Origin of the sequence: Bradyrhizobium mercantei (assembly GCF_001982635.1) — a bacterium.
Taxonomy (GTDB): Bacteria; Pseudomonadota; Alphaproteobacteria; order Rhizobiales; family Xanthobacteraceae; genus Bradyrhizobium; species Bradyrhizobium mercantei.
Genome location: NZ_MKFI01000002.1, coordinates 749238 through 768545, shown reverse-complemented (window position 1 = coordinate 768545; position 19308 = coordinate 749238). Strand labels below are relative to the sequence as shown.

25 protein-coding genes are annotated in these 19308 nt (G+C 64.1%); 13 read left to right on the top strand and 12 right to left on the bottom strand.

Going from position 1 to position 19308, the window contains the following annotated elements; genetic code table 11:
- Positions 1-114 precede the first annotated feature (114 nt).
- Positions 115-1887, bottom strand: a complete 1773-nt coding sequence (locus BI327_RS11160) for a L,D-transpeptidase family protein (RefSeq protein WP_076860287.1) — start codon at positions 1885-1887, stop codon at positions 115-117.
- 222 nt (positions 1888-2109) lie between these two features.
- Between BI327_RS11160 and BI327_RS11155 the strand changes: the two genes are divergently transcribed.
- Positions 2110-2670: a CreA family protein gene (locus tag BI327_RS11155; RefSeq protein ID WP_076860286.1), complete on the top strand. Its 561-nt coding sequence runs from the start codon at positions 2110-2112 to the stop codon at positions 2668-2670.
- Between the two features lie 43 nt (positions 2671-2713).
- On the opposite strand, the gene BI327_RS11150 is transcribed toward BI327_RS11155, so the two are convergent.
- On the bottom strand, positions 2714-2941 hold the full coding sequence (locus BI327_RS11150) for a hypothetical protein (RefSeq protein ID WP_076860285.1): 228 nt from the start codon (positions 2939-2941) through the stop codon (positions 2714-2716).
- A 440-nt stretch (positions 2942-3381) separates the two neighbouring features.
- Here BI327_RS11150 and BI327_RS42670 point away from each other — a divergent pair, with 440 nt between their 5' ends.
- Together BI327_RS42670 and BI327_RS11145 are read left to right on the top strand one after the other, a co-directional pair.
- The gene (locus BI327_RS42670; protein WP_167386862.1) at positions 3382-3540 is read left to right on the top strand and encodes a hypothetical protein; all 159 of its coding nucleotides are present in this window, start codon (positions 3382-3384) and stop codon (positions 3538-3540) included.
- Positions 3541-3579: 39 nt separating this feature from the next.
- The gene (locus BI327_RS11145) at positions 3580-3975 is read left to right on the top strand and encodes a hypothetical protein (RefSeq protein ID WP_076860284.1); all 396 of its coding nucleotides are present in this window, start codon (positions 3580-3582) and stop codon (positions 3973-3975) included.
- A gap of 51 nt (positions 3976-4026) precedes the next feature.
- Here BI327_RS11145 and BI327_RS11140 read toward each other — a convergent pair whose 3' ends face one another.
- Genes BI327_RS11140 through pdxR form a run of 3 tightly spaced genes read right to left on the bottom strand, consistent with a single transcriptional unit; the run spans position 4027 to position 5998 of the window.
- On the bottom strand, positions 4027-4287 hold the full coding sequence (locus tag BI327_RS11140) for a DUF6719 family protein (RefSeq protein WP_083742028.1): 261 nt from the start codon (positions 4285-4287) through the stop codon (positions 4027-4029).
- Entirely contained in the window at positions 4284-4433 is a 150-nt protein-coding gene (locus BI327_RS42665) for a hypothetical protein (protein WP_167386861.1), read from the bottom strand. Before BI327_RS42665 ends, BI327_RS11140 begins: the two co-directional genes overlap by 4 nt.
- Positions 4434-4468: 35 nt before the next feature.
- Positions 4469-5998, bottom strand: coding sequence for a MocR-like pyridoxine biosynthesis transcription factor PdxR (gene pdxR / locus BI327_RS11135; RefSeq protein ID WP_076860283.1), 1530 nt, complete (start codon positions 5996-5998; stop codon positions 4469-4471).
- A gap of 73 nt (positions 5999-6071) precedes the next feature.
- Here pdxR and BI327_RS11130 point away from each other — a divergent pair, with 73 nt between their 5' ends.
- From BI327_RS11130 to kynU, 5 genes are all read left to right on the top strand, one after another.
- On the top strand, positions 6072-6797 hold the full coding sequence (locus tag BI327_RS11130; protein WP_076860282.1) for a pyridoxamine 5'-phosphate oxidase family protein: 726 nt from the start codon (positions 6072-6074) through the stop codon (positions 6795-6797).
- Between the two features lie 55 nt (positions 6798-6852).
- On the top strand, positions 6853-8130 hold the full coding sequence (locus BI327_RS11125) for an ArgE/DapE family deacylase (protein ID WP_076860281.1): 1278 nt from the start codon (positions 6853-6855) through the stop codon (positions 8128-8130).
- Between the two features lie 206 nt (positions 8131-8336).
- Positions 8337-9134, top strand: coding sequence for an alpha/beta hydrolase (locus tag BI327_RS11120; RefSeq protein ID WP_076860280.1), 798 nt, complete (start codon positions 8337-8339; stop codon positions 9132-9134).
- 26 nt (positions 9135-9160) lie between these two features.
- Positions 9161-10000, top strand: a complete 840-nt coding sequence (gene kynA / locus BI327_RS11115) for a tryptophan 2,3-dioxygenase (protein WP_076860279.1) — start codon at positions 9161-9163, stop codon at positions 9998-10000.
- A gap of 10 nt (positions 10001-10010) precedes the next feature.
- The gene (gene kynU / locus BI327_RS11110; RefSeq protein ID WP_076860278.1) at positions 10011-11225 is read left to right on the top strand and encodes a kynureninase; all 1215 of its coding nucleotides are present in this window, start codon (positions 10011-10013) and stop codon (positions 11223-11225) included.
- A gap of 45 nt (positions 11226-11270) precedes the next feature.
- Here kynU and BI327_RS11105 read toward each other — a convergent pair whose 3' ends face one another.
- The gene (locus tag BI327_RS11105; protein WP_076860277.1) at positions 11271-12059 is read right to left on the bottom strand and encodes a cobalamin-binding protein; all 789 of its coding nucleotides are present in this window, start codon (positions 12057-12059) and stop codon (positions 11271-11273) included.
- A gap of 185 nt (positions 12060-12244) precedes the next feature.
- Here BI327_RS11105 and BI327_RS11100 point away from each other — a divergent pair, with 185 nt between their 5' ends.
- Both BI327_RS11100 and BI327_RS11095 read left to right on the top strand, forming a co-directional pair.
- Positions 12245-12643: a PaaI family thioesterase gene (locus BI327_RS11100; RefSeq protein WP_076860747.1), complete on the top strand. Its 399-nt coding sequence runs from the start codon at positions 12245-12247 to the stop codon at positions 12641-12643.
- Between the two features lie 140 nt (positions 12644-12783).
- Entirely contained in the window at positions 12784-13407 is a 624-nt protein-coding gene (locus tag BI327_RS11095) for a GNAT family N-acetyltransferase (RefSeq protein WP_076860276.1), read from the top strand.
- Between the two features lie 82 nt (positions 13408-13489).
- On the opposite strand, the gene BI327_RS11090 is transcribed toward BI327_RS11095, so the two are convergent.
- The 3 genes from BI327_RS11090 to BI327_RS11080 all read right to left on the bottom strand — a co-directional run bounded on the left by BI327_RS11090 (position 13490) and on the right by BI327_RS11080 (position 14937).
- Complete coding sequence (locus tag BI327_RS11090) at positions 13490-13798, bottom strand: hypothetical protein (protein ID WP_076860275.1); 309 nt, start codon at positions 13796-13798, stop codon at positions 13490-13492.
- Positions 13799-13887: 89 nt separating this feature from the next.
- Entirely contained in the window at positions 13888-14211 is a 324-nt protein-coding gene (locus tag BI327_RS11085; RefSeq protein WP_347337668.1) for a putative quinol monooxygenase, read from the bottom strand.
- Between the two features lie 42 nt (positions 14212-14253).
- A complete protein-coding gene (locus BI327_RS11080; RefSeq protein ID WP_076860273.1) occupies positions 14254-14937 on the bottom strand; it encodes a DUF2161 domain-containing phosphodiesterase in 684 nt (227 codons plus the stop codon).
- Positions 14938-15078: 141 nt separating this feature from the next.
- On the opposite strand from BI327_RS11080, the gene BI327_RS11075 reads away from it, so the two are divergent.
- Complete coding sequence (locus tag BI327_RS11075; RefSeq protein ID WP_050401415.1) at positions 15079-15423, top strand: GrlR family regulatory protein; 345 nt, start codon at positions 15079-15081, stop codon at positions 15421-15423.
- Here the strand turns inward: BI327_RS11075 and fabG are convergent.
- The gene (gene fabG / locus BI327_RS11070) at positions 15420-16100 is read right to left on the bottom strand and encodes a 3-oxoacyl-ACP reductase FabG (RefSeq protein WP_076860272.1); all 681 of its coding nucleotides are present in this window, start codon (positions 16098-16100) and stop codon (positions 15420-15422) included. The two genes, BI327_RS11075 and fabG, sit on opposite strands and share 4 nt — an antisense overlap.
- Before the next feature lie 115 nt (positions 16101-16215).
- Here fabG and BI327_RS11065 point away from each other — a divergent pair, with 115 nt between their 5' ends.
- Complete coding sequence (locus tag BI327_RS11065) at positions 16216-16932, top strand: SGNH/GDSL hydrolase family protein (RefSeq protein WP_245334769.1); 717 nt, start codon at positions 16216-16218, stop codon at positions 16930-16932.
- A gap of 432 nt (positions 16933-17364) precedes the next feature.
- Here BI327_RS11065 and BI327_RS11055 read toward each other — a convergent pair whose 3' ends face one another.
- Positions 17365-18108: a tyrosine-protein phosphatase gene (locus BI327_RS11055; protein WP_076860271.1), complete on the bottom strand. Its 744-nt coding sequence runs from the start codon at positions 18106-18108 to the stop codon at positions 17365-17367.
- 97 nt (positions 18109-18205) lie between these two features.
- On the opposite strand from BI327_RS11055, the gene BI327_RS11050 reads away from it, so the two are divergent.
- The gene (locus BI327_RS11050; protein WP_076860270.1) at positions 18206-18517 is read left to right on the top strand and encodes an MliC family protein; all 312 of its coding nucleotides are present in this window, start codon (positions 18206-18208) and stop codon (positions 18515-18517) included.
- A gap of 104 nt (positions 18518-18621) precedes the next feature.
- On the opposite strand, the gene BI327_RS11045 is transcribed toward BI327_RS11050, so the two are convergent.
- Positions 18622-18822: a DUF2735 domain-containing protein gene (locus BI327_RS11045; RefSeq protein ID WP_076860269.1), complete on the bottom strand. Its 201-nt coding sequence runs from the start codon at positions 18820-18822 to the stop codon at positions 18622-18624.
- Positions 18823-19308 lie beyond the last annotated feature (486 nt).

Here is a 19308-nt window from a genome sequence, read left to right as displayed (position 1 = left end):
GAACGAAGTAATCCATGGTTCAGCTCGGGGAAGCATGGATTGCTTCGTCGCTTCAGCGCAAAATTGCTTCGCAATTTTGTCGCGAGCTCCTCGCAATGACGGTGAGATCGATGCCTAGCGCATCGGCAGGATGAAGTCGGTGCCTTCGCCGGTCTCGCCCTGGTTGACGCCGAGGTCGGAGACGATGATCGATCCGCCGGTGCCGAGCGCCTCGTTGATGCGCGCCATCACGTCTGATGGAATCGAGATGCGGTCGAGCGCCTCCGCCGGGGTGTTGGTCGCCGGCTGCGGCTTGGTCTCGACGGGCGCTGCGGCCGCCACCTTGCGGCGATGCGAGCTGCGCTCCTCCACGTCGATGCGGGCGGCGTTGCGGGTCGGCAGCGTCACCACCGACCAGCGCAGCAGGTTGGCATCGGTCTTGTCGGCTTCGGCCGTGAACACATGGGTGCCGAGCGGCCGGTCGCTGGCCGCGATCGTCACCGGCACCTCGAACAGCGGCGCAAAGTTCTGCCGCACGTAGAGCTTGGAATCCTTGCGGCTGATGAACACCGCGATCTGGCCGGCGCGCTTCGACACGTCGATCCGCGCGATGCCCGGCAGCCGTGCCGGATCCTTCTTGGCGTCGGGCGTATCGGCTGCGGCCTCGGCAGGCTTGTTAGTGGTCTTGGCGGTATCGGAAGCTTTGGCAGCGTCCTGGGCCACATCAGCCTTCGGCGCATCGGTCTTCGACGTATCGACCTTGGCCGCCTCGGCGGCGCCGGGCTTGGCGGCGTCCGGCTTCGGCTCGTCGGCCTTGATTTCGGTCTTGGCTTCGGCCTTCACCTTGTCGTTCGCGGAGACCTCGGTCTTCGGCGTGTCGGTGCTGCCGGTGGTATCGCTGGCCGACTTGTCGTTGGGAGCGACGCTGCCGTTGCCGGCGGCATTCGTCTCGGCCGGCTTGTCCGCCGCGGCGATCCCGGGCTTCGTCGGCTGCGCCGGGTCCGATGCAAGCTTCTCGGCGATGGGATCGCTCGCCGCGGAGGACGCATCGGACATCGTCACCGATGCGCTCGCCGCCGGCATTGCACCGCTGGCGTCGGCGGTGTGGGTGTTGTCGCGCAGCGACGTGGCGGCGGCGTGACCGACGCTGGTGCGCAAATCGAGACCGGTCTGCGGCTTGTCCGCGCCCTTGTCGCTCTTCACGCCGAGCGGCGCGTCCATCTTCAGAATCTCGTCGGCAACCGGCTGCTGCGGGGCGACCTTCTGCGTCACCAGCAGCGGATGCGAGAAGCTCTCCGGCGAGATCGTGCCCGGCGTGACGAACACGCGGGCGCCCATCCGCGTCCAGTTGTACATCTTGACCGCGAACGACATCGGCATGCGGATGCAGCCATGGGAGGCCGGATAGCCGGGCAGCACGCCGGCGTGCATCGCGATGCCCGACCAGGTGATGCGCTGCATGTAAGGCATCGGCGCGCCGCTGTAGATGTTGGACTGGTGGTACTTCTGCTTCTGGATGACGCTGAAGACACCCATCGGGGTCGAATGCCCCTTCATGCCCGTCGACACCGGGCTCTCGGCGTAGAGGCCGTTGGCGTCGTAGATGCTGACCCGCTGCTGGTCGATCGAGACCGAGATGATCAGGGGACCTTGCGGCTTGCTGCCGGCCTCCTTCTCGAGTGCCGGCTTGTTCTTCGCGGTGCTGCGCTTCGGCTTTTGCCGGTGCGGCTGTGCCATCGGCATCGGTTCGTAATTGCCGTAGTAGGCGGAGTCGCGATTCCAGTAGAACAGCGCTGCATTGGCCTGGGAGGAGGCCGCGACGGTGCCGGCCGCCGTCAGAATTGCAAGCTGCCAGAACCGCCCATTCGCAGAATCAACAATCGAAATCCGACGACCGCTTGCGCGCATATTCCGAATCCCAGTCCAAACTATTCCTTGGTTGTCGCAGACGCGGAATACGTTCACCAGCGCAAGCGATCTAACCCTTCCGTGAGGGGCGAATTTTCGACGAAAGAGTAACAAAAAAGCCTCACAAGAGGTTAAACGCCCGGTCCGATCACCGAACTGTCAGCGCCTTCCTGCGCGGCGTTTGCGCACTACATAGGCGACACCCATCCTGCGGAGACCTCAATGACATCGAGAACTTTGAGCCTGTGTGACCTGCGACATTTGTCTCGATGGGGATGTGCGGCGCTGCTGATGTTGCTGACCTTGGGGCAGGCGGCGCCCGCGGCCGCGGCGGACGAGCCGGACCTGATCTTCCGCCGCTCGACGGTGTTCAAATGGGTCAGCCCCAACGACAAGCTCGCCACCTATGGCGTCGACGACCCCGAGGTCGAGGGCGTCGCCTGTCACTTCACGGTGCCGGAGAAGGGCGGCTTCAAGGGCTGGCTCGGCCTTGCCGAGGAAGTCTCTGATATCTCGCTGGCTTGCCGGCAGATCGGGCCGATCCGCTTCAAGAACAAGCTTAGCCAGGGTGACGACATGTTCAGCAAGCGGCGGTCGCTGTTCTTCAAGAAGATGCAGATCGTGCGCGGCTGCGACGCCAAGCGCAACGTGCTGGTCTACATGGTCTATTCGGACAAGCTGATCGAGGGCTCGCCGAAGAACTCGACGTCGTCGGTGCCGATCATGCCTTGGGGCGCGGCCGATGCCGCCGCCGTTCAGAAGTGCGGCGAGTTCATTCAATAGCGGGAGCAGGGGCTTACCCCGGTCGACTGAAGCGTCGGGCGAGCTAACTTTTGGTTTGCCCGAACTGCTTCGCGCCAACGCCGAAGCCAGGCTTGAGCTTCGAGTCGCGGCAACCGACGAGGCGGACCAGCTTCTGCGGCGCGCACTCATTGTCGCCCATGACATAAGCGCCCTGCTGCGGCATCGCGGCCGTCATCTGTTGCTGCTGGCCGGATTTGCTGACCGCGGATTCATTGCCAACACCGATGTTGCCATTGCCCACGACTGACATCCTTCGTTGGATTGGATCACAACAACCGTTGGATCGGGAATCACCACAACGTGCCACCACCGAGATGGTTGCACGGCGCCCAGATGAGTCGGCCGAACCGTCGCCGGGTTCACTCGCCGCCCTTGCTGTGCTGCGTCCCGTCTCAGCAGAGGAAAGTTAAGAAAGCGCGCTAGGGCGCTCAATTTGCACGCATAATCGAGCCATCCACAGCCAGGCAGGTTGACCGCGCGAAATCTTGAGCGGGCTGCCTGCCGGGCCGCAGCCACTGAAAACATTGACGTTTTCCGGCGAATGTTTCGTGGACCGCCAGCCGACGAAACAATTCTCAGGCCGACGAAACCATTTTCGGCTTGTTCCGCAGAACTCCCGAAACGGCAGATCGTTATCAGGGCGTCAACACGACGGCGCCGGACGCCGACCGGAATAACGGAGACTGTCAGATGCGGACCATGAGCCTGATCCTCGCCTTCGCTTTCGTGATGGCCGGTTCGTCGATGGCTGGGACCCCCGACAACGGTTTGCCCGGCATCGGCACCTTCACCTATAACGGCTCGCCGGTCGTCACCTCGGCCCCGATGGTGATGGCGCAGGCCAACTAAGCGCGACGCGAAAAACAGAACAGCCGGCAAAGGCTCCCCATGTTGCTCCGAATTTCCTCCGCCGTGATGTTGGCTTCACTCGTCATGGCAGGTTCCGCGCAGGCTCAATCCCAGCTTCCGCTCGAGTCGATGCAGATCCGGTCGCTGTACCGGGTGCCCGAGCCCCGTGACGAGTTCGTGCGGCAATGCGCGCCGCATATGCTCGGCCGCTGGGCGCATCCCGAGGCCGTGTGCGGCTGCCTGCATGACCACGCCGCTGCGACGGTGGACGATCCTGATCTCCGCCAGGCACTGCTGCGCGGGATCAGCGAGACCGGCGTGCCGACCATCGAGACCGACTGGGTGCCGCCCTCCAAGCAGGGCGAGATCGGCCCGACCTTTACCAAGATCGCCAAGCCGACGCTGCAATGCATGTTCGAGCCGATCTCGAACTGAACGGCGCGTCAAAGCAAAGATGAAGGAAACGCCTCGCGACAGCGCGGCGTTTTATTTTTTGGCGAGGCGCGGCACGCAGCTGCGGGTGCGCACCACGCCGTTCTCGCTCAGCTTGGAACCGACGACCTGCTTGATCTGCCCGGCGGGACACGAGCCATCATCGACGAAGACGCGCTGACCGACCCTGAGGTCGACGATGTCACCCTCGCGCATGAAGGACGGCTCCGCTGCGGCGGAGTGAACCATCGCGCCAAGTGCTGCGGCGCTGACCAGCGCGACCAGTCCCATGCGCAACATCGCGGCCTCCATCACTTGTTCTGGATCTTGAGCCCGTCTGGGCCGACATTGATCTGCAGGCCTTCGGGCTGCTTCTTCGCCTGATAAAGATTGTAGCCGAGCATGCCCGTGATCACGACCAGCGCGCCGATCACGAGATACAGGACGTTGCGATTGGGCATCCGGTATCTCCATAAGCGGACACTGACTCAACGACTCAACGCGGGCGACCATAGTCAGGCAGCTGCGATTCTCCTAGAGCGCGGCCTCGCGGATCCTTGACAGATACCTTGCGCGTCGCGCGCAGCGCAGCGAGCGTTGTCTTCGCCAATTGTTCCGCTGACGCGACGAGCTGCGGAACCGGATGACCGGAAAATCCCAGCACGAAGCCGGGCAGTGGCCGCGCGCGATGATAGGTCTCGGCGAGCAGCCAGCCGCCGACGCCCGCAGCGGCCTTGGCCTGCGCGGCAATCAAAGGATCGGTCGCCGGATCGAGCCGCGCCACGAGATGCAGGCCCTGCGACGGCACGGGAACCGTGAGCTCGCCCTCGGATGCACTGGTGAGCGTCGACGCCAGCATGTCGCGCGCCTCGCGATAGAGTTTTCGCGATTTGCGCAAATTGGCGGCGAAGGCGCCGGAGTTCAGCATGTCGGCGACCGCGCCTTCCATCAAGGTGGCGGGAAAGCGGTCGAGCGCGGCGCGCGCTTCGGTGACCGGACCGATCAAGGCCTCGGGCAGGGCGCAGTAACCGATCCGCAATCCCGGGAACAGCGTCTTCGCAAACGTGCCCATGTAGATCACGCGGCGCAGATGATCGATGCCGGCGAGCGACAGCAGCGGCGCGCCGTCGTAGCGGAACTCGCTGTCGTAATCGTCCTCGAACACGAAGGCGCTGGCATCGCGTGCCCAGTCGAGCAGCTCGAGCCGGCGCGGCATCGACATCTGCACGCCGAGCGGGAACTGGTGCGACGGCGTGACATAGGCGGCACGCGCCGCGGGCGCGGATACGCGACCCTTGTCGACGCGCATGCCGGCGCCATCGACGGGCACCGACACCGGCCGGTAGCCGCAATGCTCGATCGCGCGCCGCGCCGCCGGATAGCCGGGGTCCTCGCACCAGACCTGATCGCCGGGCTTGAGGATCGCCCCTAACACGATGCGCAGTGCATGCAGCGTGCCTGACGCAAGCATGATCTGGTCGGGATCGCAGCGCAGCCCGCGCGCCGACAGCAAATGGTCTGATATCGCCGCCCGCAATTCGCCGCTGCCGCGCGGATCGCCGTAATGCAGGTGCTCGGAGCCGAAGGCGCGCAGCCTGCGGCCGGCAAAGGCGCGGAAGCGCTGCAGCGCGCGCTCGTCGATATGGGTGCAGCCGAGCGACAGCGCATTGTGTTGCGGCGGCTCGATCGCGATCTTCGCGCGTCGCGGCGTGCCGGCCTGCGCGGGAATGCGCGCGGCGACGAATGTGCCGGAGCCGGTGGTTGCTACCGCAAAGCCGTCGGCGATCAAGCGCTCATAGGCCGTCGTGACGGCGTTGCGGCGGAAGCCGGTCTGTTTTGCCAGCGCGCGCGACGGTGGCAGCGGCTCGCCCGGCTTGACCAGGCCGCCGACGATGGTGTGGCACAGCGCCTGATAGAGCCGCTGCTGCGACGCGGCGCCCGGCGTCACATGCGCCCCGGTGAGGTCGAGCGGCAGCTCCGGCTTGCGCGCCGCGGGCTTGCGGGAATTGGTCGGAATTTTTCGCATGGAATTGGCACTATCGCAGACCAAATGAACAGCTACAACTCTGGACAGATTCCAGATTTGACGAGGCTCAACCGTGACCGAAGGCGCATCCACTCCGTCCTATCCCCTTTCGTCCCGCAACCGGGTCAAGCGCCGCCACGACCGTGGCTTCTACGACCACGCCACCGTGCACAAGATCCTCGACGCCTCGATGCTGTGCCACGTCTCCTACGTGATCGACGGCCAGCCCTACTGCACGCCGACCTTCTTCTGGCGCGAGGGTACGAAGCTCTACTGGCACGGCTCCAGCGCGAGCCGGATGTTGGAGAACCAGTCGGAAGGGCAGCGTGTCTGCCTGACGGTTGCCCATCTCGACAGCCTGGTGCTGGCACGCTGCGGCTTCAACCACTCGGCCGACTATCGCGCGGTGATGGCGTTCGGGTCAGCCTATCTCGTCACCGACCCCGCGGAGAAGGAACGCGCCATCGTCGCGATGGTCGACCGCTTCTTTCCCGAGCGCACCGCGGGCCTGCGCGCCAGCAACAAGCAGGAGATCAAGGCGACCTCGTTCATCGCGATGGAGATCGAGGAGGCGTCCGCAAAGGTGCGCGCCAAGGGCGTCGCCGATGACGACGAGGATTACGAGTTGCCGATCTATGCCGAGCGCATTCCGGTGCGCACGGTGCTCGGCGCGCCCGAGCCGTGTCCGCGGCTGCTCGACGGCGTGACGCGGCCGAAGACGCTCGATGGCTATTCGGAGGGCCGTCTGCTCGAAGATGCATTGCGGGATGCCTATTTTGCGCAATACCCCGCGGAGTGAAATCAGGTTACGCTGCTGCTCCCACCTTTTCTGATGTCCCCCACGGAGCTGCCGCATGACTGCCGAGACGCAACAACGAATCCTTGCCGCCGTTGATGAGGGATTCGATGCGCAGCTTGCGACGACGCAGGCCTTTGTCGCGATCCCCTCGACCCGCGGTGCCGAGGGGCCGTGCCAGGACATGATCGGCGATCTGCTGCGCGAGCGCGGCTATGAGGTCGACGACTGGCACATCAATCTCGACGACCTGAAGGATCTGCGCGGCTTCGGCCCGATCGAGCATGATTTCTCCAAGGCGCGCACCGTGGTCGGCACTTATCGCCCGGCGACCAATGCCGGCAAATCGCTGATCCTGCAGGGCCACTGCGACGTGGTGCCGACCGGTCCGCTCGAGATGTGGGAGACGCCGCCGTTCTCGCCTGTGATCAAGGACGGCAGGATGTATGGCCGCGGTGCCTGCGACATGAAGTCCGGCACCATCGCTGCGCTCTATGCGCTGGATGCGATCAGGAAGGCCGGATTGAAGCCGACGGCGCGGATTCACTTCCAGTCTGTCATCGAGGAGGAGAGCACCGGCGTCGGTGCGCTCTCGACCTTACAACGCGGCTATCGCGCCGATGCCTGCTTCATCCCGGAGCCGACCAGCGGCAAGATGATCCGCTCGCAGGTCGGCGTGATCTGGTTCCGCCTCAAGGTGCGCGGCTTCCCGGTGCATGTGTTCGAGGCGGGCGCCGGCGCGAACGCGATCATGGCGGCGTATCATCTGGTGCATGCGCTGGAGAAGCTCGAGATCGCCTGGAACGAGCGCGCCAAGGCCGACCGCCATTTCAAGGACGTCAATCATCCGATCAACTTCAATCCCGGCATCATCAAGGGCGGCGACTGGGCTTCCAGCGTGCCGGCCTGGTGCGATGTCGACTGCCGCATCGCGGTGCTGCCGGGCTGGTCGATCGCCGAATGCCAGAAGGAGATTCTGGCCTGCGTGTCGGCCGCGGCGCGCGATCATCGTTTCCTCTCCAACAATCCGCCGCAGGTGGAATGGTCGGGCTTCCTGTCGGAAGGCTATGAGCTGGTGAATTCCGAGGCGCCGGAAGCGGCCTTCGCCAGGGCACACCAGGCGGTCTATGGCGGGGCAGTGGAAGATCGCGCCTTCACCGCGCTGACCGACACGCGCTTCTACGGCCTGAACTACGACATCCCGAGCCTCTGCTTCGGCGCCAGCGGCGCTGCGATGCACGGCTTCAACGAATATGTCGAGCTGGACTCGCTGCGGAAAGCGACCAAGGCCATGGCACTGTTCATCGCGGAATGGTGTGGCGTGGAGAAGGCGTAGCTTCGTGTGTTGTGGGCTCGATGAGGGGCGCTGCTCGGGGCGTTGAACCCCCGGCGCTTCGCCGGATCGGACCCGTGGGCCAAGGCACCGCTTGCCCGGGAGGCATCAGGAAGCAGATGCTTTAAGTCTAAAATAAAGACTGGGCGAACAGCCCAGCCGGTGGCAAAATGGCGTCCGATCGACGGCGAATCTTCGGGGGAGCCACGATGCGCGACTGGGACGATGCCTACGCAAATTCGGCCCACGTGCCGGGGTCGGATGAATTGCCGGCGCGGTGGGCGGAGCGGGCGGCAGCCTATCGCGCCGGCCTCAAATCATTCAGGCCGGACATCGCCTATGGATCGGGAGAGCGCCAGCGCCTCGACCTGATCCTGCCGGACGGCGACAGCAAGGGCCTCGTCGTCTTCGTGCATGGCGGGTACTGGATGCGCTTCGATAAATCGTCATGGACCGACCTCGCGGAAGGCGCGCGAAGCCACGGCTGGGTGGTGGCGCTGCCAAGTTACACGCTGACACCGGCCGCGCGCATCTCCGAGATCGCGGCCGCGATTGCCTCGGCTGCGGCGGAGGTCTCCGGGCCTATTCGATTGGCCGGCCATTCCGCCGGCGGCCACCTGGTTACCCGCATGCAGTGCGACGACGGCCGTCTCGCACCTGGGGTCTACGACAGGATCGTGGCGACATTGTCGATCAGCGGTCTGCACGATCTGCGGCCGCTTCTGAAGACCGCGATGAACGAGACGCTCCGGATGGACGCAGGCGAGGCAGCGCGCGAAAGCGCCGCCTTGCATCTGCCGCGGGGCAAATCGCCGCTCACCGCCTGGGTCGGTGGCGGCGAACGACCCGAGTTCATCCGTCAGGCAGAGCTGATGGCTAATATCTGGACCGGATTCGACGTGCCCACGCGCCTCGTCATCGACCCCGGGCATAACCATTTCTCTGTTGTCGATGGGCTGAAGGATCCATCCTCCGCCATCACGAGGCACCTTCTGGGCCTCGTTTGAGGTCGTGGATCGATCGAGAGGACGTCATGAGCAACAACGACTACGATCCCGCGGTCGAGGGCGCCGAGACCGATTTCACGCGGAAGATGTCGTATGGCGACTACCTGCGACTCGATGCATTGCTCGGCGCCCAGCACCCGATCTCGGATGCGCATGACGAGATGCTGTTCATCATCCAGCATCAAACCTCCGAACTGTGGATGCGGCTCGCCATCCACGAGCTGCGCGCCGCCCGTCACGCCATCGCCCGCGAAGAGGTGTCGCCGGCGATGAAGATGCTCGCGCGTGTCTCCCGCATCTTCGAGCAGTTGAACAATGCCTGGGACGTGCTGCGTACCATGACGCCCAGCGAGTACACCCATTTCCGCTCGCGGCTGGGCCAATCCTCGGGCTTCCAGTCGTATCAATACCGGCTGATCGAGTATCTGCTCGGCAATCGCAATGACGCGATGTTGAAACCGCACGCGCATGACCCCGAGGTGATGGCTTTGCTCAAAATTGAGCTTGCGACGCCGAGCCTTTATGACGAGGTGCTCCGCTTCGCCGACCGCAAGGGGCTCACCATGCCCGTGACCGTCCTGTCGCGCGACGTCCACGAGACCCATCACTTCGACGAGGGCGTGATGCAAGCCTGGCGCCGCGTCTACGAGGCTCCCGAAGCCAACTGGACGCTCTACGAGCTCGCCGAGAAACTGGTCGACTTCGAGGATTACTTTCGCCGCTGGCGCTTCAATCACGTGACCACGGTGGAGCGCGTCATCGGCTTCAAGCGCGGCACCGGCGGCACCGGTGGGGTCAGCTATCTCAAGCGGATGCTCGAGGTCGAGCTGTTTCCTGAACTGTGGCGCGTCCGCACCATTCTGTAGGCGAGAAGCCATGACCGAAGCGAAATCGCAACTGCGCGTCTACGACGACACCAAGGCAATGTTTCAGTTGCCCGCGGATGTCATCTATCTTGATGGCAACTCGCTCGGTGCGCTGCCGCTGGGCGTTGCCGAACGCGTCGCGCATGTCATCACGGCCGAATGGGGCAATGAACTCATTCGCGCCTGGAACAGCGCCGGCTGGTACGTGCAGCCGCGCCGCGTGGGCGATCGCCTCGCGCGCCTGATCGGCGCCGCGCCGGGCACGGTGATGGTCGGAGATACGCTGTCGCTCAAAGTCTATCAGGCGCTCGCGGCCGGGCTCGAGCTGAACCGGGAGCGCAAGGTCGTTCTCTCCGATACCGGTAATTTTCCGACCGATCTCTATATGGCCGAAGGGCTGATCGCGACGCTCGGGCGCGGCCACCAATTGCGATTGGCGGCCCCGGATGAGGTCGAGGCAGCGCTGTCGGACGACATTGCGGTGCTTTACCTGACCGAGGTCGACTACCGCACCGGCCGTCGCCACGATATGCGGACCCTGACCGCGAAGGCGCATGCGCTCGGCATCGTCACGGTCTGGGATCTCGCGCATTCGGCCGGTGCGCTGCCGGTCGACCTCGGGGGGACTGGCGTCGATTTCGCCGCCGGCTGCACCTACAAATATCTCAATGCCGGTCCCGGCGCGCCGGCCTTCCTTTACGTCGCGCCCTGGCATGCCGATCAGGCGCGCGCTGCGTTGTCGGGCTGGATGGGGCACGCAAAGCCGTTCGCATTCGATCTCGCCTATCAACCCGCCGATGGCGTCGAGCGCATGCGTGTCGGCACACCGCCGGTGCTGGCGATGGCCGCGCTGGAGGCATCGCTCGACATCTGGGATCGTGTCGATATCGGCGAAGTCCGCGCACGCTCACTCGCGCTCGGCGACTTGCTGATAGCCGAAGTCGCCCGACGCTGTCCGTCGCTGAGGCTGGTCACGCCGCAAGCGCATGCTGAGCGCGGGTCGCACGTTTCCTTCGCCTTTGCCGGTGGGTATGCCGCCATGCAGGCGCTGATTTCCCGTGGGGTGATCGGTGACTTCCGGGCGCCGGACATCATGCGGTTCGGGATCACGCCGCTCTATATCGGCGAACCCGAGGTGCTGAAGGCCGCCGAGATCATCGAGGAGGTGATCAATGGCGAGGTATGGCGCCGGCAAGAATATCAGGTCGTCAATGCAGTGACGTAAGCACGAGGGTTGTCCCGAAGCCGCTCAATGGCCTGGGGGGCGCACTCATAGGCGCTCCGGCCACAACGCCTTGACGATCGCATCGAGACCATCGGTCAGCGCGGCGGGGCCGGGCTGCAGGATGATCGGCGACTTGATCTCGACGATGCGATCGTCGCGCACGGCTGGAATATCACTCCATCCCGCACGCTTGCGGATGCGGTCGGGCACGACCTTCTTGCCGCACCAGGAGGCCAGGATCACGTCGGGCATCGCCGCGCGCACGGTGTCTGCCGGGACGATGCGATCCTTGGCGGCCTTGTGCGCGCGCAGATGCGGCAGCGCGTCCGCGCCGCCGGCGATCTCGATCAGCTCGGAGACCCAGCCGATGCCGCTGATCAGGGGATCGTCCCATTCCTCGAAATAGACCTTTGGCCGCGGCGCCCGACGCGGCGTTGCCGCGATCGCGGCCAGTCGCTGCTCGAGGCCGCGCGCGAGCCCGTCGGCGCGATCGGCGGCGCCGACCATTGCGCCGAGGGTGCGGATCATCGCCAGGATGCCGGCGACATCGCGCTGGTTGAAGACATGGACGGCGACGCCGGCGCGCACGAGATCGGCGACGATATCGGCCTGCAAATCCGAGAAGGCCAGCACCAGATCGGGGTCGAGCGCCAGGATCTTTGGAATGTCGGCGGAGATGAAGGCCGAAACGCGCGGCTTCTCGTGGCGGACTGGCGGCGGCCGCACCGCGTAGCCGGAGACGCCGACGATACGATCCTGCTCGCCGATCAGATAGAGCGTCTCGACCGTCTCTTCGGTCAGGCAGACGATCCGGCGGGGAGGGAAGTCGCGCATCGGTGAGGCTATGCAGAATCGCCCGCGAATGTCACGGCGGCCATGACGTCATCCCTATCATTACCTCGGACGTCATTGCCGGGCCCGTTCAGGCAATCCATCATGTCCGAGAAAGCTTGCTGCTGAGAAAGATGGATCGCGGGTCAGCCCGCCCGCGACGCCCAAACAAGAACCGGAGGAACATGATGACGCCGCTCGAGAAGATCCAATCGATGAAGATGCCGTTCGCGGAACTGAAGGGCGTCACCTTCGTCGAGGCCGACCAGGACCGGGTGGTCGCCAAGATGCTGGTGCGGCCGGACCTTTGCACCCTCCGCAACACCATCCATGGCGGCGCGGTGATGGCTTTTGCGGACTCGGTCGGCGCCGCCGCCACCGTGATCAACCTGCCCGAGGACGCCAAGGGCACCACGACACTGGAGAGCAAGACCAACTTCATCGGCGGGGCCAAGGAGGGCAGCACCGTGATCGCCACCGCGACCCCGGTGCATCGGGGCCGGCGGACCCAGGTCTGGCAGACCCGGCTGGAGACCGAGGACGGCAAGCTGGTCGCGGTGATCACCCAAACGCAATTGGTATTATGATGGGGCGATGATGTGATTTTCTGATCACATCATTGTTTACTTAAATGAATCTAGACACTTGAATTATATGTTGCGACGCACAATATAGATCGAGTTAGGGAGTCGACGCCTCCTCGAGGGCCACCAAGAGGAGTTATGAAATGAACCACGATTCCATCAGTTTGACCTCTGCGCGGGGCACCGTGCGGACGTTGAGCCAGCAGGAGGAGCTTCCCCTGCTGCGCGATCATCTGCTGAGACTGGATCGAACCAGCCGTCATGATCGTTTTCATGGCTTCATCGACGATAGTTTCATCCGCCGCTATGCCGAGCGTTGCGCCAACGACGGCACGGTGATCATCGCCTATTTCGAGGATGGCGTGGTCCGCGGTGCGGCCGAACTGCATCCGCCGGAGCAGTCACCGGATGCGCAGCCCGAGATCGCCTTCAGCGTCGAGCGGTCGGCGCGGCGCAAGGGAGTCGGCACCACCCTGTTCCGCAAGCTGATCGCCGAGGCGCATGCCAAGGGCTACGCCAGCCTGCGCATCACCACCGGTGCGCAGAACGACGCGATGCGCGCGCTCGCCACCAAGTTCGGTGCGCAGCTGACCTTCCGTCACGGTGAGTCGACCGGCAGCATCGACTTGACCGAGCAGCACCAGGGCGAACCGGCGCCGGCTGTCGCTCCGGTGACGCCGGTGGAGGCTGCGCGCGCGATCGTCGACATGAACCGCGCCTATTGGCGGATGGTGATGCAGATGTCCGGTTGGGGCCGGGCAGCCTGAGCTGAGACTTCACATCAAAGCAAAAAAGGGCAGTCCGCTCAGCGGATTGCCCTTTTTCTTTAAGTCATCGGATGGTGTTTGTTCAGGTGCCGGTGCGCTTGTCGGTCGCGAAGCGGCGGACCACGCGGCGCTCGACCACGACGGAGCGCTGCGCGCCCTGTTCGCCGGCGATCACACGGGTCGCCGTGCCGGTGCGGGCGCTGACGCGCGCCGTCTTCTTCACCTCGGCCAGCACCTCGTCATAGGGCAGCCCCATCAGCGACGACGCGATCTCGGCCTGGGCCTCCACGTCGTCGGTGATGCCGACGGCAGCGAAGATTGCCTCCTCCAGCGTCGGCGGATCGTGCCGCACGCGCCGGGTGCCATACTTGGTGTTCCAGTCTCCGCTCATCGCCGCCTCATCTGTGAATCGCGGGAGATACGTAAGGTCCCCAATGTTGCATTGCAATATGAATGTGAGATGGCAATCCAGCCATGCAGCTAGAGTCTCTCAATCTTGTGACCGTCATAAAGCTCGATCGTGGTCGCTGCCGCCGCAAGAGATTGCAGGGCGCGGACGAATTCGCGCGATGCGGGGACCGCGAAATGCGCCGCCAGCGCGGCGCGGTCGGCCCATTGCTCGAAAAACACCAGCCTGAGCGGGTTCTCGCAGTCGACATGGACCGCATGCGAGATGCAGCCGGGCTCGGTGCGCGAACGATGGACATGCTCGAGGCTCAATCGCCGTACCTCGTCGAACGAGTCGGGGCGGGCGGTGACGCTGCCGGTGACGACGATCATGGTCTCCCCCTCTAGTTTGAGCATGATCTCTTCGGAAAACCGCTTCGCACTTTTCCGGATCATGCTTTACGGGGCGGCTTCGGCCCCTGTCACATTCATCGGCTGCTGCGGCCAGCGCTTCAGCGCGGCGCGGCCGGCATCGGTGAGCACATAGATGCCGCGCTCGGCGCGATCGAACCAGCCGTAGACATTATGCTGCAGGATCTTGCCGGCGTCAGGGCACTCGGCCCGCAGGTCCTTTACCCGCCGGGGTCCGTCCGACAGTGCACAGGCGCAGGCCAGCGCCTGCTGCCGGTAGGCAGTCATGATCGGCGCGCGGGTCGATCCGCCCATCGCGGGATCGCCCTTTCGCTTGCGGTGCTCGGTGATCAGGCGCGAGCGCTTCTTCGGATTGCGCCGCGGTGCTGTGGTCGGCGGCGGCACCAGCACCTCGACGTCGCCGCGATCGGTGACGCCGAGCATGCCGAAGCCGAGCCGCCGGCACAGGTTGCGATACCGCGCGTCGCTCTCGCGGCCCTTGCCGCGGGCCGAGACCTTGGCCGCGATCCACACCTCATCGGCGGCGCCGGCGCGATCGACCGCCTGCAGGATCAGTTCGAGATTGAAGGCGAGCTTGAGTTCGCCGATCACCACGACCGGTGGATCATCGCCGCTCAGCGCCACGAGGTCGCAGCCGCCGATCTCGCCCTTCACCGTGAAGCCGAGCCTTTCGAGGAAGCGTTTGACGGGCAGATAAAGCGCGGTTTCCAACGGGCAAAGCTCCAGCGGCAGTTTGGCCGCGACTCATGACAGCAGCATAACCCGGAAAGAGCCCTGCCGATGCGGACGGAATTTGCTCAAAGTTCGCCCGAGCGGCTATTGTGAGGCCGGGGACAACGGCGCGACCATTGCATGATCCGGAACGGGCTCTATCACATCACCGTCGAATTTCTCGACGGCGTCTCTGGCGGCAACCAGGGCGTCATGGTGCTGCGCGACGGCCAAATGCGTGGCGGGGACTCATTCTTCTTTGCCCATGGCAGCTACACCGCGGCCGACGGCAAATGGAAGGGCGAGGTCACCAATGAGGAGCATTCGCCGACCTATGGCGAACGCCCGGTGTGGGAACGCAAGGTGGTCACCATCGGCTTCACCGGCACCTACACCGATCAGACCGCAGAGGGCGACGGCATGGCGCTCGCCGGCAAGCAGAGCATCCGCTTCAGATCGAAGCTGCGGCTGTTGGTGGCTGACTAAACCCGCCCGTTGACCGGCAGCAGCGCGCCGGTGACGGCGCTTGCGGCGTCGCTGGCGAGGAACAAGATCACCTCGGCGAGCTCCTTCGGCGTCACCCATTTGGAGATATCGGCCTTCGGCATCGCGGCGCGATTGGCCGCGGTGTCGATGATCGAGGGCAGCACGGCGTTGACCGTGACCTTGCCCTTGAGTTCCGCGGCGAGCGACTCGGTCAGGCGATGCACGCCGGCCTTCGAGGCGGCATAGGGACCCATGCCGGATGCCGCCTGCAAGGCGCCGAGCGCGCCGATATTGATGATGCGTCCGGCGCCGGACTTGGTGAGATGCGGGATGGCGGCGCGCGACGTGTTGAACGCGGTCATCACGTTCATCGCGTACATGCGCTGCCAGGTCGCAGGATCGCCGTCGCTGATTGCTTCGAAGGTAAACCCGCCGGCGATGTTGATCAGCCCGTCGAGCCGGCCGAAATGCGCGGCCGCCTTGTCGATTGCGGCCGCTGCCTGCGCAGTGTCGGTGAGATCGACGCCGCCGAGTTCGATACGGTCTGCCGTCGCCGCTAGCTGCGAGGCAGCATGATCGATGCCGGCGACGCGCGCGCCGCGCGCCAGCGCCTGTTCGGCGACCACTTTGCCGAGCGCGCCGAGGGCGCCGGTGATGACGATGGCTTTTCCGTTCATGGCAGTCTCCGTACGCACGACAGGCTGCCGTCCACTATGATCAGGCGGAATTCATTTGCAATGCCGCCGATTTCGTCTCCTACTGCGCGCATTCATTAGTTCATTCGCGTCAAGGATGTTTGTGATGCCGACACAAAGGCCGTGCGAAACCCATCCCGAGCTCGTCAAGTTCAGTTACGGATTGCCGCATCTTGCGCAAGCGCTCGAGCGCGAACGCAAGATCAAGATCGTTGCCCTCGGCTCGTCATCGACCGCGGGGGCCGACAAAGTCCTCCCATTTCCGCCACGGCTGGAGATCTTATGGCGAAGCCAGAAGCAGTCCTTTGGCCGGATGATCGACATCATCAACCGGGGGATCGGCGGGCAAGAGGCGCCGGAAGAGTTCGCGCGCATCGAGTCCGACGTCATCGCTGAAGCACCGGTGATGGTAATCTGGCAGGTCGGCACCAACGCCGTGTACAGGAACTACAATTTCGATCAGGTGCAGGCGACATTCGAGGCAGGACTCGATGTGCTCGCCGGGCTGCCGCTGGACGTTGTGGTGATGGATTCGCAGTACACCCAGGCAATCATCGGCACGCCCGACGTGCTCAAGCTCGCCAACCAGTTCATGCCAATGATCGCCGACGTCGCCGCAAGCAGGAAAGTCAACCTGTTCCGCCGCTTTGCGCTGATGAAGCAATGGGTCGATGCCGGAATTCCGCTCTCCGAACTCGATGACGGTGCGCAGGAGCATCTCCATACGAGCGAGTGGGCGACCGATTGTGTCACTCAAGCGCTGCTCGGTGCGATCAACGATGCGGTGGCACGCAGCGCAAACTCGTCGTCCTGACTACGTAAGACTACGGGGGGAGGCCGGTTGGATAAAATTTGCAGCAGTTCTGTAAGTCGTTTGCAGAACCCTTTCCGTAGAAGCGGAACTCCAGCCACGGTAGGGGTTTTGCAATGGGAAATCTTCCGGATCACGGTTTACCGCTCGTTCAGCTTAAAGAACAGCGGCGCGATCTCGTCGTAGCGCTTCAGAATCGCAAGGGGCCGGTGGGCAGTTGGGAATTGATGCAGATCGCTGCGATCCAGCAGGCGATCTCGGCGTTCGAGGACGTGATCGCCGATCTCGATGCTGAGCTCGAGCTCGAGGCCGCTGCGGCCTAGAGCTTTCGGTTCTGATGGAATCAGAACCGAAGCTCTAGATTCTCGTCTCGGCCGCGTTTTCTTCACGCGAACCGGTGTCCACTTCGCTCGAAAACGCTCGCGCGCGAACCGATCAGGCCTGCAGATAGCGGCCTTCAAGCGCCTTGCGCTCGACCTGGCCGAGCCCGAGGCCTTCGCGGAAATAACCGTCGAGGCCGCCATAGTCGGCATCGATCGCCTCGAACGCAGCCTCCAGGAACGCCGCGCGGACTGTGCCGAGCACCTGCTTGACGTCGTCGGGCAGCTCGGTGCTGTGCGCCGGGTCGCGCTTGTAGAACTGATTGGTCAGGAGATAGTCGTCCGCGATCACCTGCTCGGACACGCCGAGTGCGTGCAGGATCAGCGCGCAGGCAAAGCCGGTGCGATCCTTGCCGGCGGTGCAGTGGATCACCAGCGGCGCACGGTCTTCGAGCAGATGGGCAAACAGCGAGCGATAACGCGGCGTGTTGTCCTGCACATAGCCGCGATAGGAATCCCGCATCACGTCGATCGCATCGGCTTCGGACAGTTGCCGGTTGCTGGCGATCTCGCGCAGCGACGCCACCACCGTCGGCTCGACCGGCAGCGAATGTACCGTGACGTCGCTCATGCCGCACAGCGCCTCGGCGCGCTCGGCGACGCCGCGGAAATCGAAGGCGCTTTTGACCCCGAGGGAGCGCACGACCTCGACGTCCCGCTCGGTGAGATGCGCCAGATGGTTGGAGCGGAAGATCTGCCGCCAGCGCACCGTCCGGCCGTCACGCGTCTGGTAACCGCCGAGGTCGCGAAAATTGCTGGCGCCGGCGAGATTGAGGTGACGGGCAGGGGTTTCTGACATCGGGCGGACCTGTTGCAGCTGTTGAGGTCTTGGCTCAATCTTTGGCGCGGGAGTGTTGGCGCAGACAGGTCTATAACCGGCCTCTCGGGGGGAGAATATGACTTATCGCCAGTGCGCCATTTTAATCGGCGCAATTCTTTTCGAGGCTCTTGGTTCCTCGGCTGCGTCAGCGCAATCCGCGTTCCGGAATTATCGCTGTGCCGACGGCACGCAGTTCATCGCTGCGTTCTTCAACGGGGATACGCGTGCGCATCTGCAGCTCGACGGCAAGGCGGTGACGCTGACGAAGCGTCTGTCGCTGACGGGCACGCGTTACAGGGGCGGTGGGGTCACGCTCGAGATCAACCGGGCCGGGCTGACCAGGCTGCGCCATGCAAAGCGGCCGGCCACGGCCTGCGAGCTGGTATGAAACGACCGGCATGAAAAAAGGGCCGAAACGCTTCGTTTCGACCCTTCTCTATTGCTCTGCTGCTTGCTGACGTTTTTGCGTCATGCCTCTCTGTTGCCTCGGCATCAGTGGTCGCGGCTCGGCTTGGCGTCATCGATCGCGGCCTGATGGTACCAGCTCTCGCTGCATGCCGAGGTCTCGACTTCAGTGGCAAGGTCGCGCGCTGACCGCGCTTCGCCGTAGCGGCGCCCGCCGAGAGCCGCGCGGCCCCCTGCCGGGAATTGATAGATCGTTGCCGATCCCTGATTTTGGCCCGTGGTGATCATGTCAAAGTCTCCTTTGGCCGGAGCGAGCCTCCATGGTGCGCCCGACTCATTCGCGTGTGGTTACCGTGCTTTCAACATCGGTCCGGGCCTGGCGGGCTGCAAGTGCTCAATAAATAGTCAGTATCTGTCCAATTCGTAGGCAAGTCTGGGTTTGCTTCCTGTGAGGCAGGATGTAGCTGACTAACGCTTGAGCCGCGGCGATAGTTGCTGGGCGCCTGGCGGTTGGACACGAACTGTCACATGACGCTGCCGTCGCATTAATCGGCGGCAGGTGCCGTAGCCGAATTTGCTGCAGAAACGGGCGGCGGAGGCGGCGGAGAGAAGATTTTGGCTGATCACGGCGCATGCCAGCCGCGCTGCTATGTCGCAGCTAAAAATGCGATGTCCGCTGTGGACATCCGCAGGCTCGGCAGTCCCGCGGTGCAGCGACTGGCATTTTAATTGCTTAGTAAGAGCCGGCCGATGGTGGCCGGGTACGCGTGCGGC

Excerpts from the sequence above, each read along its gene's own strand:
- BI327_RS11160 (WP_076860287.1), bottom strand. The coding sequence starts at position 1,887 with ATGCGCGCAAGCGGTCGTCGGATTTCGATTGTTGATTCTGCGAATGGG.
- BI327_RS11155 (WP_076860286.1), top strand. The coding sequence starts at position 2,110 with ATGACATCGAGAACTTTGAGCCTGTGTGACCTGCGACATTTGTCTCGA.
- BI327_RS11150 (WP_076860285.1), bottom strand. The coding sequence starts at position 2,941 with ATGTCAGTCGTGGGCAATGGCAACATCGGTGTTGGCAATGAATCCGCG.
- BI327_RS42670 (WP_167386862.1), top strand. The coding sequence starts at position 3,382 with ATGCGGACCATGAGCCTGATCCTCGCCTTCGCTTTCGTGATGGCCGGT.
- BI327_RS11145 (WP_076860284.1), top strand. The coding sequence starts at position 3,580 with ATGTTGCTCCGAATTTCCTCCGCCGTGATGTTGGCTTCACTCGTCATG.
- BI327_RS42665 (WP_167386861.1), bottom strand. The coding sequence starts at position 4,433 with ATGCCCAATCGCAACGTCCTGTATCTCGTGATCGGCGCGCTGGTCGTG.
- pdxR (WP_076860283.1), bottom strand. The coding sequence starts at position 5,998 with ATGCGAAAAATTCCGACCAATTCCCGCAAGCCCGCGGCGCGCAAGCCG.
- BI327_RS11125 (WP_076860281.1), top strand. The coding sequence starts at position 6,853 with ATGACTGCCGAGACGCAACAACGAATCCTTGCCGCCGTTGATGAGGGA.
- BI327_RS11120 (WP_076860280.1), top strand. The coding sequence starts at position 8,337 with ATGCGCGACTGGGACGATGCCTACGCAAATTCGGCCCACGTGCCGGGG.
- kynA (WP_076860279.1), top strand. The coding sequence starts at position 9,161 with ATGAGCAACAACGACTACGATCCCGCGGTCGAGGGCGCCGAGACCGAT.
- kynU (WP_076860278.1), top strand. The coding sequence starts at position 10,011 with ATGACCGAAGCGAAATCGCAACTGCGCGTCTACGACGACACCAAGGCA.
- BI327_RS11105 (WP_076860277.1), bottom strand. The coding sequence starts at position 12,059 with ATGCGCGACTTCCCTCCCCGCCGGATCGTCTGCCTGACCGAAGAGACG.
- BI327_RS11100 (WP_076860747.1), top strand. The coding sequence starts at position 12,245 with ATGACGCCGCTCGAGAAGATCCAATCGATGAAGATGCCGTTCGCGGAA.
- BI327_RS11095 (WP_076860276.1), top strand. The coding sequence starts at position 12,784 with ATGAACCACGATTCCATCAGTTTGACCTCTGCGCGGGGCACCGTGCGG.
- BI327_RS11090 (WP_076860275.1), bottom strand. The coding sequence starts at position 13,798 with ATGAGCGGAGACTGGAACACCAAGTATGGCACCCGGCGCGTGCGGCAC.
- BI327_RS11085 (WP_347337668.1), bottom strand. The coding sequence starts at position 14,211 with ATGCTCAAACTAGAGGGGGAGACCATGATCGTCGTCACCGGCAGCGTC.
- BI327_RS11075 (WP_050401415.1), top strand. The coding sequence starts at position 15,079 with ATGATCCGGAACGGGCTCTATCACATCACCGTCGAATTTCTCGACGGC.
- fabG (WP_076860272.1), bottom strand. The coding sequence starts at position 16,100 with ATGAACGGAAAAGCCATCGTCATCACCGGCGCCCTCGGCGCGCTCGGC.
- BI327_RS11065 (WP_245334769.1), top strand. The coding sequence starts at position 16,216 with ATGTTTGTGATGCCGACACAAAGGCCGTGCGAAACCCATCCCGAGCTC.
- BI327_RS11055 (WP_076860271.1), bottom strand. The coding sequence starts at position 18,108 with ATGTCAGAAACCCCTGCCCGTCACCTCAATCTCGCCGGCGCCAGCAAT.
- BI327_RS11050 (WP_076860270.1), top strand. The coding sequence starts at position 18,206 with ATGACTTATCGCCAGTGCGCCATTTTAATCGGCGCAATTCTTTTCGAG.
- BI327_RS11045 (WP_076860269.1), bottom strand. The coding sequence starts at position 18,822 with ATGATCACCACGGGCCAAAATCAGGGATCGGCAACGATCTATCAATTC.